The 15,778-nt window shown below is 69.5% G+C and carries 17 protein-coding genes; 12 read left to right on the forward strand and 5 right to left on the reverse strand.

The annotated features are described in order from the left end of the window. Positions 1-36: 36 nt before the first annotated feature. On the reverse strand, positions 37-765 hold the full coding sequence (gene recO / locus BJ992_RS22060) for a DNA repair protein RecO (protein ID WP_184983978.1): 729 nt from the start codon (positions 763-765) through the stop codon (positions 37-39). A 319-nt stretch (positions 766-1,084) separates the two neighbouring features. On the opposite strand from recO, the gene BJ992_RS33905 reads away from it, so the two are divergent. From BJ992_RS33905 to rocD, 5 genes are all read left to right on the forward strand, one after another. Beyond that, a complete protein-coding gene (locus BJ992_RS33905) occupies positions 1,085-2,581 on the forward strand; it encodes a CDP-alcohol phosphatidyltransferase family protein (RefSeq protein WP_343072797.1) in 1,497 nt (498 codons plus the stop codon). Beyond that, positions 2,578-3,297 carry a DUF5941 domain-containing protein gene (locus BJ992_RS33910; RefSeq protein ID WP_184983982.1) on the forward strand — a complete coding sequence of 240 codons (720 nt, stop codon included), beginning with the start codon at positions 2,578-2,580 and terminating at the stop codon, positions 3,295-3,297. Before BJ992_RS33905 ends, BJ992_RS33910 begins: the two co-directional genes overlap by 4 nt. 124 nt (positions 3,298-3,421) lie before the next feature. Continuing rightward, on the forward strand, positions 3,422-3,886 hold the full coding sequence (locus tag BJ992_RS22075) for an Lrp/AsnC ligand binding domain-containing protein (RefSeq protein ID WP_184983984.1): 465 nt from the start codon (positions 3,422-3,424) through the stop codon (positions 3,884-3,886). 186 nt (positions 3,887-4,072) lie between these two features. Continuing rightward, the gene (gene ddaH / locus BJ992_RS22080; protein ID WP_184983986.1) at positions 4,073-4,873 is read left to right on the forward strand and encodes a dimethylargininase; all 801 of its coding nucleotides are present in this window, start codon (positions 4,073-4,075) and stop codon (positions 4,871-4,873) included. Continuing rightward, positions 4,870-6,117: an ornithine--oxo-acid transaminase gene (gene rocD, locus BJ992_RS22085; protein WP_184983988.1), complete on the forward strand. Its 1,248-nt coding sequence runs from the start codon at positions 4,870-4,872 to the stop codon at positions 6,115-6,117. Before ddaH ends, rocD begins: the two co-directional genes overlap by 4 nt. A gap of 50 nt (positions 6,118-6,167) precedes the next feature. Here rocD and BJ992_RS22090 read toward each other — a convergent pair whose 3' ends face one another. Beyond that, complete coding sequence (locus BJ992_RS22090; RefSeq protein ID WP_184983990.1) at positions 6,168-7,763, reverse strand: alkaline phosphatase D family protein; 1,596 nt, start codon at positions 7,761-7,763, stop codon at positions 6,168-6,170. A gap of 283 nt (positions 7,764-8,046) precedes the next feature. Between BJ992_RS22090 and BJ992_RS22095 the strand changes: the two genes are divergently transcribed. The 3 genes from BJ992_RS22095 to BJ992_RS22105 all read left to right on the forward strand — a co-directional run bounded on the left by BJ992_RS22095 (position 8,047) and on the right by BJ992_RS22105 (position 11,167). Then, positions 8,047-8,934 carry a sulfotransferase family protein gene (locus BJ992_RS22095; RefSeq protein WP_184983992.1) on the forward strand — a complete coding sequence of 296 codons (888 nt, stop codon included), beginning with the start codon at positions 8,047-8,049 and terminating at the stop codon, positions 8,932-8,934. Beyond that, entirely contained in the window at positions 8,898-10,082 is a 1,185-nt protein-coding gene (locus tag BJ992_RS22100) for a glycosyltransferase family 4 protein (protein WP_343072798.1), read from the forward strand. Before BJ992_RS22095 ends, BJ992_RS22100 begins: the two co-directional genes overlap by 37 nt. 377 nt (positions 10,083-10,459) lie before the next feature. Beyond that, positions 10,460-11,167, forward strand: coding sequence for a cellulose binding domain-containing protein (locus BJ992_RS22105; RefSeq protein WP_343072988.1), 708 nt, complete (start codon positions 10,460-10,462; stop codon positions 11,165-11,167). Positions 11,168-11,190: 23 nt separating this feature from the next. On the opposite strand, the gene BJ992_RS22110 is transcribed toward BJ992_RS22105, so the two are convergent. Together BJ992_RS22110 and BJ992_RS22115 are read right to left on the reverse strand one after the other, a co-directional pair. After that, positions 11,191-12,132: an NAD-dependent epimerase/dehydratase family protein gene (locus BJ992_RS22110; RefSeq protein ID WP_184983996.1), complete on the reverse strand. Its 942-nt coding sequence runs from the start codon at positions 12,130-12,132 to the stop codon at positions 11,191-11,193. A gap of 24 nt (positions 12,133-12,156) precedes the next feature. After that, positions 12,157-12,471, reverse strand: a complete 315-nt coding sequence (locus BJ992_RS22115) for a YrdB family protein (RefSeq protein WP_246496746.1) — start codon at positions 12,469-12,471, stop codon at positions 12,157-12,159. A gap of 143 nt (positions 12,472-12,614) precedes the next feature. Here BJ992_RS22115 and BJ992_RS22120 point away from each other — a divergent pair, with 143 nt between their 5' ends. Next, positions 12,615-13,322, forward strand: a complete 708-nt coding sequence (locus BJ992_RS22120; protein ID WP_184984000.1) for a WHG domain-containing protein — start codon at positions 12,615-12,617, stop codon at positions 13,320-13,322. A 157-nt stretch (positions 13,323-13,479) separates the two neighbouring features. Beyond that, positions 13,480-14,205, forward strand: a complete 726-nt coding sequence (locus tag BJ992_RS22125; RefSeq protein WP_184984002.1) for a phytanoyl-CoA dioxygenase family protein — start codon at positions 13,480-13,482, stop codon at positions 14,203-14,205. Positions 14,206-14,208: 3 nt separating this feature from the next. Here BJ992_RS22125 and BJ992_RS22130 read toward each other — a convergent pair whose 3' ends face one another. Continuing rightward, complete coding sequence (locus tag BJ992_RS22130) at positions 14,209-14,616, reverse strand: ATP-binding protein (RefSeq protein ID WP_184984004.1); 408 nt, start codon at positions 14,614-14,616, stop codon at positions 14,209-14,211. Positions 14,617-14,750: 134 nt separating this feature from the next. On the opposite strand from BJ992_RS22130, the gene BJ992_RS22135 reads away from it, so the two are divergent. Together BJ992_RS22135 and BJ992_RS22140 are read left to right on the forward strand one after the other, a co-directional pair. Next, positions 14,751-15,575 carry a helix-turn-helix domain-containing protein gene (locus BJ992_RS22135; protein ID WP_184984006.1) on the forward strand — a complete coding sequence of 275 codons (825 nt, stop codon included), beginning with the start codon at positions 14,751-14,753 and terminating at the stop codon, positions 15,573-15,575. Beyond that, positions 15,563-15,775 carry a DUF397 domain-containing protein gene (locus tag BJ992_RS22140; RefSeq protein ID WP_184984007.1) on the forward strand — a complete coding sequence of 71 codons (213 nt, stop codon included), beginning with the start codon at positions 15,563-15,565 and terminating at the stop codon, positions 15,773-15,775. Before BJ992_RS22135 ends, BJ992_RS22140 begins: the two co-directional genes overlap by 13 nt. Positions 15,776-15,778 lie beyond the last annotated feature (3 nt).

Below are 15,778 nucleotides of genomic sequence, written 5' to 3' on the forward strand. Positions count from 1 at the left end.
CTCCTGGGATATGCGGTGGAACGTTCTGAGTTGCGGTCAGACGCGCTCGACGTGAGGCAGGGACCGGATGCCGTGCTCCAGGTGCCACTGGAGGTAGGCGGCCACCAGGCCGCTGCACTCGGTGCGGTGGCGCTGCTCGGAGGCGTCGGCGGTGTCCCAGTCGCCGCGGATCAGCGCGATCATGAGGCCGATCGTCTCGGCGGCCGGCACCGCGGCCCCGGCGGGACGGCAGCCGCCGCACACCACGCCACCCGCCGCGATGGCGAAGGCCCGGATCGCCGGGGTGGAGCACCGCGCGCACGAGTCGAGCGCCGGAGCGTACCCGGCGACGGCCAGCGAGCGCAGGAAGTAGGCGTCGAGGACCAGTCTGGCCTCGTGACCCCGGTCGGCCAGCGTGCGCAGGCCCCCGACGAGCAGCAGGAACTGCCGCAGCGCGGGTTCCTTCTCGCTCACGGTGAGCCGGTCGGCGGTCTCCAGCATGGCGACACCCGCGGTGTAGCGGGGGTAGTCGGCCACGAGCGCCTCACCGTACGGCCGCAGCGTCTCGGCCTGGGTGATCACGTCGAGGGAACGGCCGACGTGCAGTTGCAGGTCGACGTGGGTGAACGGCTCCAGCCGCGCACCGAACCTGGAGGTGGTGCGCCGCACCCCTTTGGCGACGCCGCGCACCTTGCCCGTGCGCTTGGTGAGCACCGTGACGATGCGATCCGCCTCACCCAGCTTCTGGGTGCGCAGCACGACTCCCTCGTCACGGTAGAGGTTCACCAGCCCAGTCTAGGGACGCCGCGGCCCCGGCGTGCCGTCCCCGGACGACATCAGCCGACACGCGTGGTGGGTCCGTGTGGCGGCGTTATGCGGCGAATATGTCTCGGAGGATTCCCGATGACGTCGCGCGCCGGAACAGTCACTAAACTTTCCCCCCTGGCGACACCCCCCTCGATCGCCACCGCCTCTGCACCACTGCTGAAAGGGTGACATGACCCGCGTGGTCCTGCTGGGCGCATCGCCCGGCCCGATCGGTTACACCGAGCCGCCAGTCCCGGCCGCCCGCCTGGCGCTCACGTCGCTACCCGGCTCGCCTTCCGTGCTCAGCCGGCTGTACGGCCAGCTCACCGCCATGGACGCCGAGCCGCTCGCCATCACCCGCCCCGCCGACGCCGAGGACTTCCGCGCGTACCCCGGCCGGGTCGTGGAGTCACCCGACCTCGCGGGAGACCTGCGCGCGCTGGCCGACGCCGTCGAGCACGCGACCGACAATCTCTTCATCGTCCCCGCGTGCTCGGTGACGCAGGACGAGTTGATCTACCAGATCACCAAGAGCAAGCGAGGCGCCTTGGCGCTGATCGCCAAGGAGCCGCGCGAGGGGGACAACGGCGAGACCGCCGACGAGAACGCCACAAACGCCACAGCGGCCAGGGAAGAGATCCCGATCGAGGAGGCCATGCCGGAGATCGGCGCCGGCGTCCACGAGGGCCTGCCGGTACGTCTGCGGGCCGGCCGGTCCCGCATCGTGTCGGCCGGGTCGGCGTACCACGCGGTCACCCGGCCGAACGCCGTCGCGCTCGGCCCGCTCCACCTGCACCAGCGGCACGCCGCCACGCTGGCCGAGGCGGCACGTGAGCTCGCCGGCATGGCCCACCTGTTCGGCCCCGAGGACGATCTGGTGCAGCTGCTGGTGCTCGGCCTGGTGCGCCGCGGCGTCTCGGTCGGCCTGCGCGGCCGCCGCGACCTGTTCTTCGCGCGGGTCCGCACCCAGGAGGACGCCGACGCCGCCGTGGTGGCCATGGCGGGGTACGACGAGGACCGCGCCAGGCTGAACAACGCGGTCAAGGGGGCCGACGGCTTCTTCACGACCTACTTCGTCAGCACCTACTCGCGTTTCATCGCGCGCTGGGCCGCGCGGCGCGGGCTGACCCCCAACCAGGTCACGCTGATCTCGATCGCGCTCGGTGTGCTCGCGGCGCTGGCGTTCGCGACCGGCACCCGTGCCGGATGGGTCACCGGTGGTGTGCTCATCTACTTCGCGTTCGTGTTCGACTGCGTGGACGGCCAGCTCGCGCGGTACGCGCGCAAGTTCGGCGTGCTCGGCGCCTGGCTGGACGCGACGTTCGACCGGGCCAAGGAGTACGTCGTCTTCGCGGGCCTCGCGGTCGGCGCGACCGTCGCCGGTCAGGGCGACGTGTGGACGCTGGCCCTCATGGCGCTGTCGCTCCAGTCGGTGCGCCACCTGCTGGACTTCTCGTTCGGCGCGGCCAACCGCAGGAAGCCGCCGGCGCCGCTGCCGACGCTGGACCTCGCGGCGGTGGACGACCGGCCGCTGCGCGAGGAGCTGAGCAAGCGCAAGACCGTCAAGGTGTCCCTGGCGCGCAGCCTGCTGCGGGTGTGGGCCCAGGCGGGCCGGTTCCGTGCCGTCCACTGGGCACGTAAGATGATCGTCTTCCCGATCGGCGAGCGGTTCGCCGTCATCGCGATCACCGCGGCCGTGTTCGAGCCCCGCGTCACGTTCCTCACGCTGTTGATCTGGGGCGGCGTCGCGGCCGTCTACACCCTTACCGGACGTCTGACGAGGTCCCTCGCATGATCACCCATCCGCAGACCGCCGCCGTACCGCTCCCCGATCCCGACGAGGAGCGCAGGCGCGTCCAGACGGCCCGCCTGCTCGCCTACCGCGACGACGGCCCGCTGGTCGCCGTGCTCCGCGACCGCCTCGGCCGGGGCCTGCCACCGGTCCCCGCGGCGCTGCTCGCGCTCGCGGCCGTGGTGGCGATCGGCCTCACCGGTGTGCTCGACCCCGGCACCGGGTGGGTCATGCTGCTTCCCGCGCTGGTCATGACCGTGCTGGTGGTGCCGACCGCGCCGCGCGACCACCTCGGCCGGTTCGACTGGCTGGTGCCGCCGCTGATCCGCGGCACCGAGTTCATCGCCGTCATCCTCGTCGGCCTGGCCGACGGCACCCCCAAGTGGCTGCTGTTCGCCTTGATCTACGTGGTGGGTTACCACACCTACGACACGGTGTACCGCACCCGGCAGAGCATCTGGCCGGCCCCGTGGGTCTTCCAGGCGGGTCTCGGCTGGGAGGTGCGGCTGCTGCTGCTCGGTCTCGGCGCGGCGCTCGGCGTCGGCATGTGGGTGGCCGGCGCGCTGACCCTGTACCTCGGGGTGCTGTTCGCGTACGAGAGCATCACGAGCTGGCTGCGGCTGGACAAGGAGTCGGCCCTGGCGCAGGCAGGCGACGACCTGGAGGCCTCCCCCGAGGAGGCCCTGGAGCAGGCCACGGGGGACGCCGAGAAGGCGTGACCCTCCGCGTTCCGGCGGAGCCCGCGTCTCGTCGAGGCGCGGGCTCCTCGCATGCCGGGCTCCGGCACGCGCCGCGTGGTCGCCGGTTGCGTACGGCACCGGGAGCGGCTGTATACAGGTCAGCGTGGAGCTCGATGCGCTGGACCGTGCGATCGTCAAGGCCCTGGTGGCCGACGCTCGTTCTACGTACGCCGAGATCGGCGGTCAGATCGGGTTGTCGGCGCCGGCGGTGAAGCGGCGGGTCGACCGGCTGCTCAGCAGCGGGGCCATCACGGGGTTCACCGCGCGCGTGGAGCCGTCCGCGCTCGGGTGGACCACCGAGGCGTACGTCGAGCTGTTCTGCCGCGGCAAGACCTCCCCGACCGAGATCGGCCTCGCCGTCTCGCGGCACCCGGAGGTCGTGTCCGCCTGCACCATCACCGGCGAGGCCGACGCGTTGCTGCACATCCGGGCCAGGGACGTGCGTCATGTCGAGCAGGTGATCGAGCGCATCGCGTCGGAGGCGTTCGTCGTGCGCACCAAGAGCTCGATCGTGCTGTCCCGGCTGATCGACACCCCGCACCTGCGGGACGCCGCGCCGACCCAGTGACGTGACGCCGGTGTAACGCTTGCGTGGCGATGGGGTGTCCGCGCAACGGATCGACGGCCGGTGACCTCGGCACGCAACCGATCGCCGGTGAGGCGCAAGTTCCGCGGCTGGTCCGTCCGTATTCGCGTTTTTAGGCTGTAGCCATCGCTGACCAGCGGTTTTCCCACGCTTCTGACGGAGTGATAGATGGCCCCCAGCCGGCATTTCCTCATGTGCCGACCCGAGTACTTCGCGGTCGAGTACGCGATCAACCCCTGGATGGATCCGCAGGCGGGAGCCGACGCGGCCACGGCGGTGCGGCAGTGGGAGGGGCTCAGGGCCGCGTACGAGGAGCTGGGCCACCGGGTCAGCCTCATCGACCCGATCGACGGGCTGCCTGACATGGTGTTCGCGGCCAACGGCGCACTGGTCGTGGGGGGCCGCGTGTACGGCGCGCGCTTCGCCAACGTGGAACGGGCAGCGGAGGGGCCGGCGTACCTTTCGTGGTTCACCGGGAACGGGTACGAGCCGGCGCTGGCGGCGACGCACACCAACGAAGGGGAAGGGGACTTCCTCACGCTCGACGAGGTGATCCTCGCCGGCACCGGGTTCCGCACGTCGGTGGCCGCGCACCAGGAGGCGCAGGAGTTCCTCGGCCGGCCGGTGGTGACGTTGCGGCTGGTCGACCCCTGTTACTACCACCTGGACACGGCGCTGTTCCCCATCGACGGCCGCAACGTCGCGTACTTCCCCGAGGCGTTCTCACCGGGAAGCCAGGAGGTGCTGCGCCGCATGTTCCCCGACGCCGTGCTCGCCTCCGCGCAGGACGCGGCGGTGCTCGGGCTCAACGCGGTGAGCGACGGCGAGAACGTCGTGATCAACCAGGAGGCCGCCGACCTGGCCCTTGAGCTGAAAAGGCGCGGACTGAACGTCATCCCCGTCGATCTGAGCGAGCTGCGCAAAGCCGGCGGCGGCCCGAAGTGCTGCACATTGGAGATCCGCTCATGAGCGTGACACGCGACCAGATCGACCGCGCGGAACGGCACAGCGCGCACAACTACCACCCGCTGCCGGTCGTCGTCCGCGAGGCCGAAGGCGCCTGGGTGACCGACGTCGAGGGCCGGCGGTACCTGGACTGCCTGGCCGGGTACTCGTCGCTGAACTTCGGCCACGGCAACGAGACGATCCTCGGCGCGGCCGAGGACCAGCTCAGGCGGGTGACCCTCACCAGCCGAGCGTTCTACCACGACCGGTTCGCGGAGTTCTGCGAGGGCCTGGCCGCATTGTGCGGCAAGGACATGGTGCTGCCGATGAACACCGGCGCCGAGGCCGTCGAGACCGCGATCAAGGTGGCCCGCAAGTGGGGCTACGACGTCAAGGGTGTGCGGCCCGGCCAGGCCAACATCGTGGTCATGGAGGACAACTTCCACGGCCGCACCACCACGATCGTGAGCTTCTCCACCGACCCCGACGCGCGCGACGGCTTCGGCCCCGCCACCCCTGGTTTCCGCATCGTCAAGTACGGCTCGGCGGAGGCGATCCGCGAGGCGATCGACGCCGACACCGTCGCGGTGCTGCTGGAGCCGATCCAGGGTGAGGCGGGGGTGCTGGTGCCGCCGTCGGGGTTCCTGCGGCAGGTGCGCGACATCTGCACCGAGAACAACGTGCTGATGGTCGCCGACGAGATCCAGTCGGGTCTCGGCCGCACCGGTGAGACCTTCGCCTGCGACCACGAGGGTGTCGTCCCGGACATGTACGTGCTCGGCAAGGCGCTCGGCGGCGGTGTGGTGCCGGTGTCGGCGGTGGTCGCGGACGCGGACGTGCTCGGCGTGATCAAGCCGGGCCAGCACGGCTCGACGTTCGGCGGCAACCCGCTGGCCTGCGCGGTCGGCCACAGCGTGGTGGAGCTGCTGCGCACCGGCGAGTACCAGGCGCGGGCCAGGGAACTCGGCGAGGTCCTGCACGAGCGGCTGCGCGCGCTGATCGGCCCGGTGAACGGCGCGGACGGCGGGGACGGCGGCGGCCACGGCGTCGTCGCGGTGCGGGGCCGGGGCCTGTGGGCCGGTGTGGACATCGACCCGTCGCTCGGCACCGGACGCCAGGTCTGCGAGGCCCTGCTGCGCCACGGCGTGCTCGCCAAGGACACCCACGGCTCCACGATCCGGCTGGCCCCGCCGCTGGTCGTGACAGCCGAGGACGTCCACTGGGCCGTGGACCGCCTCATCGACGCACTGGCGGAACTCTCGGGCTGACGGCGCCTTCTAGAGTCAGTGGGACGGCGGCGTGGCGGCGCCTTCTGCGCTCAGTGGGACGGCGGCGTGGCGGTGAGCACGACCTCGGCCAGCTTCTCGTACTCGGGACGGGCCGTGTGCCAGCGCACCGCCGCCTTCCTGCCGTCCAGCACGAGGGTCGCGAGCACGTTGGGGAACCACGGCCCGTCGGTGATCTTCCAGCGGAAGGCCCGCCGCGGCAGCCGCGCCGCGCGGGCCAGCAGCGACCCCACCAGGGTCGCGACCCCGAACTGCCCCACCACGTTGGCGAACCGCACGACGCGGCTCAGCGGGTTGCGTATCGGCGAGCACACCGCCTGGTAGATGCGCGCGTGGTCGAGGTCTCCCCCGGCGGACGTGGCCGCCGCCAGGTAGGAGTAGTGCACGTCCCCCGACAGCAGCACGACCGTGGCGGGGGCCCGGCCGCGCCGTCCGGCGGAGATGTCGACGAGCAGCGTGCCGAGCCGGTCGAACGACCGCCGGAACGCACCCCAGTGCTCCAGGTCGATGGCCTGGCGCATCTTCTCGGCGACCACGGCGGCCCGCCGTCCCCAGGCCCCGCCGGCGACGGCCTCGTTCCAGCTCTCCACGTCGAAGATGCCGCTCGGCAGGAACACCGGCACCGACGAGCCGATGAGCAGGTGGTCGACGTCGCCGGTGGCCCGCTCGGCGAACCACTCCCACTCCACCTCGTCGACCATGCCTCGCTTGGCGGGGTCCAGTTCGCGCGCGCAGCGGGTGTCCAGCATGATCAGCCGGTTGTGGCCGACGTCGCGGCAGTAGCTCCACCGGTTGGACGTGGGGTCGGCGTCGGCGAGCGCCGCGAACGCGTCGAGCGCCGCGCCGCCGTCCACCTCCCCCGCGGTGATCTCGGCGTACGCGGGGTCGGCCTTGCGCTCGGACGGCGACAGGTTGCCGATGTGCTGGTAGATCCAGTACGCGCCGAGCGCGGACACCACGCGGCTGCTCCACCACGGCACCTTGGAGATCTCGCGGCGCCACACGTCCGAGGTGTTCCAGTCGTCGCGCACGTCGTGGTCGTCGAAGATCATCGCGGTCGGCACCACCGACAGCACCCAGCGGACCAGCGGCTCGGTCCATGCCTGCCGGTACAGCTCGGCGTACTCGTCGAAGTCCACGATCTCGTCGGGCCCGTCGTCGCGCCTGGCCCTGATGAACGCCAGCATCTCCTGCGACGGCTCGTCGGCGTACACCTGGTCCCCGAGGAACAGCAGCAGATCAGGCGGCTCCTCCCCCGCCATCAGCCGCTTGCCGTACTCACGCAGCACGTCCACCCCGTGCGTCGCCTCGTGCGCGTCGTCGTGCGGCACGGTCGTCCGGCAGGACCCGAACGCGACCCGCCGCAACTCGGTGACATGCCGGATCCGGCTCGGCGGATTGTCCTCGATCGGCCACACCCCGTGGCCGTCCAGCTCGACCGTGTACTCCCCGATCTCCTGCGTCTCGACGATCGCGTAGTGGTGGCCGTGCACGGTGAACGTCCGCGCGGTGGAGCGGTTCCCCTCCACCACGACGGCCACCTCACAAGGGTCGCTCGTCTCCACCCAGATGGACGCGCCGTCCTGGTCGGAATATCGCAGCATCGGACCCACCAGCAAGCCGGCCACGGGACCTCCCTCATCGAGCGTTGTCAAGCGGTATGAACCTTATGCGGAAAACCCGGACGGCGGACCCGGCCTCCCGGGAGCGGACCAACTCTCCCAGGTCACGCCTCGATCCGTCCGGCGGGGTGGCCGTGTTCACGGTGCTGCGACGCCGGTCCTGGTGGTCGTCCGCCGCGCGGCGGTGGGAGCGAGGGGCCCGGCCCTCCAGATCGTGACAATTCATACACCTGATGCCTGGAGGTAATACTCAGTATTTTCCCAGCTAAGGCGGGTATGTTGCACCAGCATGAACTGGAAGCGCAAGATCAATGACGCGCTGACCGGGGCGACCGGATTCCAGCTCCAACGAGTAGGAAAAGTAGACTCCAGCGATTCCGGGCCGGTTCAGGCCCCTTCCGCCGATTCTTTGATCCGGCCGCCGGCCGATCCGAAGGCCGACCGGCTGCTGGTGAGTCCCATCTTCATCCTTTCTCCGGTGCGATCCGGATCGACCCTGCTCAGGGCCGTCCTCAACGCTCATTCGGCACTGCACGCGCCGCACGAGCTTCATGTACGCAGATTGACCGTCGGGTTCGGCACGTCACTGGCGGAAAAAGCCATGGACGCGCTCGGCCACAACCGGGCCGATCTGGAACATTTGCTGTGGGACCGGGTACTGCACCGGGAACTCGTTAAAAGCGGCAAGCAGTACATCGTGGACAAGACACCGGCGAACGCGTTCGCGTACCAGCGGATCAGCACGTGCTGGCCGGACGCGCGGTACATCTTCCTGCTGCGGCACCCCGCGTCCATCGCCAAGTCCTGGCACGAGGCCAGTCCGGACAAACGGACACCGGAGGAGGCCGCGATGGACGCCTTGCGGTACATGAAGGCGGTGGAACGTGCCCGGTGCGCGCTGACGGGGCTCACCGTGCGGTACGAAGACCTGACCGCCGAACCCGAGGCCGTGACGAGGCGGATCTGCGATTTCCTCTCGCTGCCGTGGGAGCCCGGCATGCTGACGTACGGGGAGCAGGCCGTGGTGGTCAAGGGGCTCGGCGACTGGAAGGACAAGATCCGCTCCGGCACCGTGCAGGCGGGACGGGACCTGCCGGCCGAGGACCAGATCCCCGAGTCGCTGGTGCCGATGGTGCGCACGTGGGGCTACCAGCCGGGGGTGACGAACCCGACGTGAAGCTCCGTTACATGCTCCTGCACGCCTACGGCATGGGTGGCACCATCCGCACCGTGGTGAGCCAGGCCAACGCCATGGCCGCGCTCGGCCACGACGTCGAGATCGTCAGCGTGGTCAGGCGCCGCACCAAGCCGCAGTTCCAGATCGACCCCCGCGTCCGGTTGTCGTCGCTGAACGACCAGCGCGAAGAGGTGCCGTCCGACTCGATCGGCCGCCGTGCCTGGCGGCGGGTCCGCGGCAAGATCGTGCCACCGCGCGAGTACGCCGGCCGGTACTTCACCGAGGCGGTCGAGGCCTCCGTCATCAAGTACGTGACGTCCCTGGACGACGGCGTCCTCGTCACCACCCGTCCCGCGCTGAACCTGATCTCCGCGCGCCGCGCCACCGGCGGCGTGATCCGGGTGGGCCAGGAACACATGAACCTCCCGACCTACCCCCACCAGGTGAGCTCGGCCATCGTCCGCCACTACGGCAAGCTCGACACGATCGTCACCCTCACGGCGAGCGACCAGGCCGAGTACCAGAACGCGCTCCCCGGCGCGCACGTCGTGCACATCCCGAACGCCGTCTCCGCCGCCGGCCGCGAACCGACCCGCCACGAGAACCCCGTGGTGGTCGCCGCCGGCCGCCTGGTGGCGCAGAAGGGGTTCGACATGCTGATCCCCGCCTTCCGCCAGGTGGCCGACGCCAACCCCGCCTGGGAACTGCGCGTCTTCGGCTCCGGCCCCAAGGAGGAACGCCTCACCGGCCTCATCAAGGAACACGGCCTCCAGGACAACGTCCACCTGATGGGCCGCACCCAGAACCTCCCCGAGGAACTGGCAGGAGCCTCCATCTACGTCCTCAGCTCCCGCTTCGAAGGCCTCCCCATGGTCATGATCGAAGCCATGAACCACGCACTCCCCGTAGCCGCCTTCGACTGCCCCACCGGCCCCGCCGACGTCCTCACCCACGAGAGGAACGGCCTCCTGGTCCCCCCCGGCGACATCGACGCCTTGGCCAAGGCCCTCAACCGCCTGATCGCCGACCGCGACCTCCGCATCCGCCTCGGCACCGCCGCCAAGCAGCGAGCCCGCGACTACACCCCCGAAGTCGTCATGCCCCAGTGGGAGTCGTTGTTCCGGGAACTGCTGGAACGACAGAGCTGAACTCAGGTGGGTCGTCAGGCTCCACCGGGATTCCCGCACAGTGCGCCGCGTTCCAGAAGTCCCGGGGACGAGAAGCGTGGGAACCATCCGGTGGAGCCCTGACAATTTCGTCAGGGAAATCTCAGTCACTAATACGCATGACTGGACCGTTCTGCCCGTACGGCAGAGTGAACGTGCACGTCACGTCGGCAGGAATCAGTCGTGAAAAAGTAGCGTGCGGGTGGTTTCTGAAAAATTCATCGAACCTTGACATCGGCAAGTTCACCATTGACGATGCGTCTGCCGGGAACCCGTCGTGCGGTGTATCGGCCTGCGCCGGCACCGTCCCGCATGCGCTGAGAGGTGCATAAGCCGTGGCTTGGACAAGACATTTGACTGTGGGCCTGAGCGCGATCGCCGGCCTGCTGACCATGCTCGTCGCACCGGCGGCCGCCGGAGGCGCCGTGGCGCCATCGGCCGGGTGCGCCGCCACGGTACGGGTCGACGCGGAGTACGCCGGGGGAAGCGTGGTGACCGTCACGATCACCAACACCGCCGCCGCGCCGGCGACCAGGTGGACGGCGTACGTGACCCTCGCCGGCGGCCAGTCGGTGGCGTCCGCGTGGAACGCCGTCATCGCCTCGGCCGGCACCGCCAACGCCATCTATGTCACCGCGGTCAACACGGCCTATAACGGAAACCTCGCCCCAGGGGCTTCGACGACGTTCGGGATGCAGATCGCCGGCGCGGGACCGGCCCCGACGGCGAGCTGCGTCAACGACGCCGTCACCGGCGAGCCGAGCGTAACGCTCACCGAGGCCGACAACGGGAAGGCGATCACTCTTCGCGTCGGACAGTCCCTCGGCGTCTCGCTGCCCGCGGCGTACCGGCCGACCGGCGTCAGTGGAGCGGCTCTTTCGAAAGTCCTGACCCGCGGTGGATACCCGACCGATCTGCCGCTGTTCGAGGTGTACCGCGCCGCCGCCTCCGGTTCCGTCGACGTGAGCACCCTGACCGACTACGCCTGCCTGCACACCGTCCCCCGGTGCACGGTTCCGCAGAAGTCCTGGCGGGTTCACGTCGACGTCGTCGGCATCGGCGGCTGAGGCCCCGTCCCCCAGACCCCGGTCTAGGCCGGACGGCCCGCGCGCCACCAGTCCAGGGTCTCGCGGAGCGCGACGTCCGTCGGGGTGGGGGCCATGCCGAAGGTCGTCTCGAAGGCGGTGGAGTCCAGGATGAAGGGGCGGGTGCGCTGGTGCTGGGTCTCCATGAGCTCGCGCATCATGGGGACGAACAGGCCGGTGGCGCGCAGTGCCACGTCGGGGACGCGGGTGACCTTGGGGTCCGGCGCGCCGGCGATGGCGGCCATGCGTTCGGCCATCTGCTTGAACGTGGGGGCCGGGGTCGCGGTCGGGATGTGCCAGGGACGGCCCCAGACGCGGTCATCGGAGCCCGCCACCGCGAGGGCTCTGGCGACGTCCGGCAGGTAGGTGAGGCTGTGGGGCTGCGACGGGTCGCCGATGGCCCGGACCGGCTTCCCGGCGAGGATCGGGGTGATGAAACGGTCGCCGAAGAACGACTGGTCGGTCATGCCGGGGCCGTAGTAGTCGGAGCCGCGCAGCTCGGTGACGCGGACGCGGCCCTCGCGGTGCGCGGCGAGCATGTCGTGCCACATCGTGGCGCGCACGCGGCCCTTGGTGCCGGTGGCGGCGAGCGGCAGGTCCTCGGTCATCGGCGCGTGCACCTCGCCGTACACGTACAGGTTCCCGAGGGTGACGAGCCCCGCGCCTGAGGCCTCGGCGGCGGTGAGCAGTGAGGCGGCCATGGGGGGCCAGTCCTCCTGCCAGCGGTGGTACTGGGGGTTGACGCAGTTGTAGATGACGTCGGCGCCTTTGGTGATGCCGGTGAGCGCCTCGGCGTCCTTGATGTCGGCCGGCGTGCGGGTGACCCCCGCCGCCACCGGGCCCGAGCCGGACCTCGTGACGACCGTCACCTCGTGTCCCTGACCCGCCAGCAGAGTGGCGAGTTGACCGCCGACCTGTCCCGCGCCGACCACGACGTGCTTACCCATGATGAGCTCCTTCTCTCCGATGTCTCAGACCTGGCGCCAGGCGACCCGCAGCGCCGCGTTGAGCACGAACAGTGCCGCGAGCACCAGCGAAGCGGTGTGCGCGCCGGCCGCGTAGGCCAGCGCCGCTCCCCCGCCGAACCACACGATCTCCAGCGCGGCCCGCGCGATCCCGCGCAGCGGCAGGCGTGCCTTCGGCGCTCCGAAGACCACCCACGCCACCGCGAACAGCAGGGGAACGGCGAGGGCCGCGGGCAGGGCCCATCCGGACGGCGCGGCGGTGTATCCCCAGTACCCGGCGGCCACGTAGACGCCGAGCTCCAGGAAGAACATCAGAGCCATGTTGGCTCCCTTGGCCGCGCTCATCATCGGACTCGCCTCTCGTTACTCATGCTCTGTGATGTGAGCAATGCTCTCTCAAGAGAGCAGCATTCGTCAAGAGCAGTGCTCTCGATTCATGCAGCCGCTCTGATATCGTCGGTCCCGTGAACGCAAGCCGCACCGCCAGGGAACGCGTCCGCGCCGAGCTGATCAGCGAGATCAAGGACGTCGCACGCCGGCACCTCGCCGCCGAAGGAGCCGCGGGCCTGTCCCTGCGCGCTGTGGCCCGCGAACTCGGCATGGTCTCGTCGGCCATCTACCGCTACTTCCCGAGCCGCGACGACCTGCTGACGGCGCTCATCATCGAGGCCTTCAACGCCGTAGGCGAAGCCGTCGAGACCGCTGACGCCGCCTGCCCCAGGGACCGCCACCTCGACCGCTGGATGGCCGCCTGCCGTGCCGTCCGCACCTGGGCCCTGGCCCACCCCCACGAGTACGCGCTCATCCACGGCTCCCCCGTCCCCGGCTACGTCGCCCCCCAAGACACCGCCGTCGCCGCCGCACGCGACGCCATGGTCATGACGGCCATCCTCAGCGACGCCTCGGCGTCCGGCACCCTCACCCCACGCCTCACCGGCCTCCCCCCCGCCCCCGCGAGCTTCGCCCCCGACGCCGACCGTCTCCGCGAAGCCCTCCAGACCGCGGTTCCCGACGACCTGATGCTGGCGGGCCTGATGGCCTGGACCCAGATCTACGGCTTCATCAGCTTCGAACTGTTCGGCATGTACAACAACGTCCTCGACACCCCCGCCGACGCCTTCGACCACACCGCCATGGTCCAAGCCCACATCCTGGGCTTCTCCCCACCCTGACAAACCCCGTTCGAGCCCTTCCCCCGGCCCGAGAAAGCCTCGTTCCGGCCCACTTTCCCGACAGCCACCCAACCCGGGAACCCGGTCCCGGGTTCATCTCCCCACCCTCCTCACGGCCCCCAAAAATCGTTGGACGCCGCTGATAGCTTCCTGACCCATGCACACCATCGACGTCGACCGATTCATCGCCGACGGTTTCGCCAAAGTCGAAGCCATCGTCCCGCGCGAGGTCGCCGACCAGGCCAGGGCCCTTTTATGGCGCTTCATCGGCCTGTCCCCCGACGACCCGTCCGGCTGGACCAAGCCCGTCGTCTGGACCGCCGACCTCGCCGGCCAGGGCCCCTTCGGTGAGTTCGTCCGCAGCCCCCGCCTACGCGCGGCCCTGGACGCCGTAGCCGGCGAAGGCGGCTGGCAACCTCGAGGCAGCCTCGGCAACATCCCCGTCCGCTTCCCCGTGAGCCCGTCGGCCGACGACCGCGGCTGGCACGTGGACCACAACACCCAGCGTCCCGACGGCACCTGGGGAGTCAGCGGCCGACCTCAGACCCTCCTCCTGCTCGTCCTGTTCTCCGAGGTGGGCCCCACCGACGCGCCGACCCGCATCCGCGCGGGTTCCCACCGTGACATCGCCTCCCACCTGGACGAGACGGTGATCGACCCGATGCAGTCGGCTTCCCTGTTCGACACGACAGGCGCCGACCGCCCCATCTCCCTCGCCACCGGCTCCCCCGGCGACGCCTACATCGTCCACCCCTTCACCATCCACGCGGCGCAGGAACACCAAGGCACCGAACCCCGCTTCATGGCCCAGATGCCTGTCGTCCTCACCACCCCCGTTTCCCCCACCACCGACACCCCTCTAGGCCGCGCCGCCGGCTGGTAACCCTCAAGCCCGCACCGCACACCAGACCGTACGAGCCCCACCCTCCCCACCGCCGCTGCTCCCCCACCCCAGTGCCACCTCCTGGACGATGAGCAGCCCGCGACCGTGCTCCCCACCGTCCGGCTCCATCACCCGCGGCCCGTGTAGAGGTGACCCGGGATCGGTCACCTCTACATAGAGGATCCCTGCGGCCTCACTGACGATGAGACCGATGAAATCCCCCGGCCCGGCCCCCGAGTGCGTGACCGCGTTAGTCACCAGCTCCGACACGAGCAGCACCACATCCTCCAGGACCGGAGCCCCCTCCCCCAGCCATCGCCGCACCTCGGCCCGCGCCAGTGCGACGGACTCCCGAACAGCGGGAAGCTCCACCTCACCAAGGATCCTCGGCTCCGCACTCGCTGCCTTCATGCCTCACCCGTTTCACGCGTTGGTTCACGATTGCCCCTCCAACCCTCTCGAAGTTCGGATACATTGAGTAACGGATTGACTTCAACAAGCTACCAACGGTTTCGCTGAAAGGCTGAGAAGACAACGGAGTCCTCATGCCGAAGGAAAGTGAACTTTTTCCCTCGAACTCCCCCGTAGCACTGTTCGGTTTCGAACTCCGCCGGCATCGGAAGGAACGCGGCTGGTCACAGCAGCAACTGGCGCGAGCCGTACCGTATTCGGTCGGAACCATCAGCATGATCGAGACGGCCAAACGGTGCCCGTCCGAGCAGTTCGCGCAACACTGTGACGACGCTCTCCAAGCCGATGGCGCCTTGGTTCGACTCTGGCCGCTGGTGACCCGCGCGTCCGCGCCACCGTGGTTTCGTCCTTGGCTCGAAGTGGAGAGCAGCGCGGACGTGATCCGCACCTGGGAACCCTCTCTCGTCCCCGGCCTGCTACAGACGGAGAACTACGCCAGGGCCATGCTGAGCGGAGAACCTGGGGTGACGGTCGAGGAGGTGGAAGAGCAGGTGACGACGCGGATGGAACGCCAGTCGGTCCTCCGGCGCACCAAGCCGCCGATGCTGTGGGCAGTACTCGACGAAGCCGTACTGCATCGTCCGATAGGCGGCCCCGAGGTCATGGCGGAACAACTGAAACATCTTTGTCAGATCGGCCAGTCCCCTCGGATCACCATTCAGATCCTGCCGCTCACCGCCTGCTCCACAACCGGCCTGCTGGGAGGTTTCGTGCTCGCGGAGGCGGATGGCGCACCGGACACCGCGTACATCGAGGCTGCGTCCAACGCACAGGTCACAGACTGGACAGAAACCGTAAGGACCCTAGCATTCAGGTACGAAGGCATTCGATCCGAAGCGCTTCCTCAGCGCGAATCCCTGGAATTAATCAAGGAGACGATATCCCGATGGACAAGCTGACCACGGCCTTCGATACCAGCCGTTGGAAGAAGTCCACCTATTCCGGCAGCAACGGCGGTAACTGTGTCGAGGTGGCGAACCTTTCCGGAGGACGACGGGCCGTGCGGGACAGCAAGGATCGTTGTGGACCGGCGCTGGTCGTCCCGGCTCGGGAGTGGACCGTACTCGTCAGGCTGATCAAGGGGTATGAGGTCGGCTGAGCG

The sequence above is a fragment of the Sphaerisporangium rubeum genome, from assembly GCF_014207705.1.
In the GTDB taxonomy this organism is placed as follows: Bacteria; Actinomycetota; Actinomycetes; order Streptosporangiales; family Streptosporangiaceae; genus Sphaerisporangium; species Sphaerisporangium rubeum.

Excerpts from the sequence above, each read along its gene's own strand:
- ddaH (WP_184983986.1), top strand. The coding sequence starts at position 4,073 with ATGGCCCCCAGCCGGCATTTCCTCATGTGCCGACCCGAGTACTTCGCG.
- BJ992_RS22130 (WP_184984004.1), bottom strand. The coding sequence starts at position 14,616 with ATGAAGGCAGCGAGTGCGGAGCCGAGGATCCTTGGTGAGGTGGAGCTT.
- BJ992_RS22115 (WP_246496746.1), bottom strand. The coding sequence starts at position 12,471 with ATGGCTCTGATGTTCTTCCTGGAGCTCGGCGTCTACGTGGCCGCCGGG.
- rocD (WP_184983988.1), top strand. The coding sequence starts at position 4,870 with ATGAGCGTGACACGCGACCAGATCGACCGCGCGGAACGGCACAGCGCG.
- BJ992_RS22110 (WP_184983996.1), bottom strand. The coding sequence starts at position 12,132 with ATGGGTAAGCACGTCGTGGTCGGCGCGGGACAGGTCGGCGGTCAACTC.
- BJ992_RS22135 (WP_184984006.1), top strand. The coding sequence starts at position 14,751 with ATGCCGAAGGAAAGTGAACTTTTTCCCTCGAACTCCCCCGTAGCACTG.
- BJ992_RS33910 (WP_184983982.1), top strand. The coding sequence starts at position 2,578 with ATGATCACCCATCCGCAGACCGCCGCCGTACCGCTCCCCGATCCCGAC.
- BJ992_RS22125 (WP_184984002.1), top strand. The coding sequence starts at position 13,480 with ATGCACACCATCGACGTCGACCGATTCATCGCCGACGGTTTCGCCAAA.
- BJ992_RS22095 (WP_184983992.1), top strand. The coding sequence starts at position 8,047 with ATGAACTGGAAGCGCAAGATCAATGACGCGCTGACCGGGGCGACCGGA.
- BJ992_RS22140 (WP_184984007.1), top strand. The coding sequence starts at position 15,563 with ATGGACAAGCTGACCACGGCCTTCGATACCAGCCGTTGGAAGAAGTCC.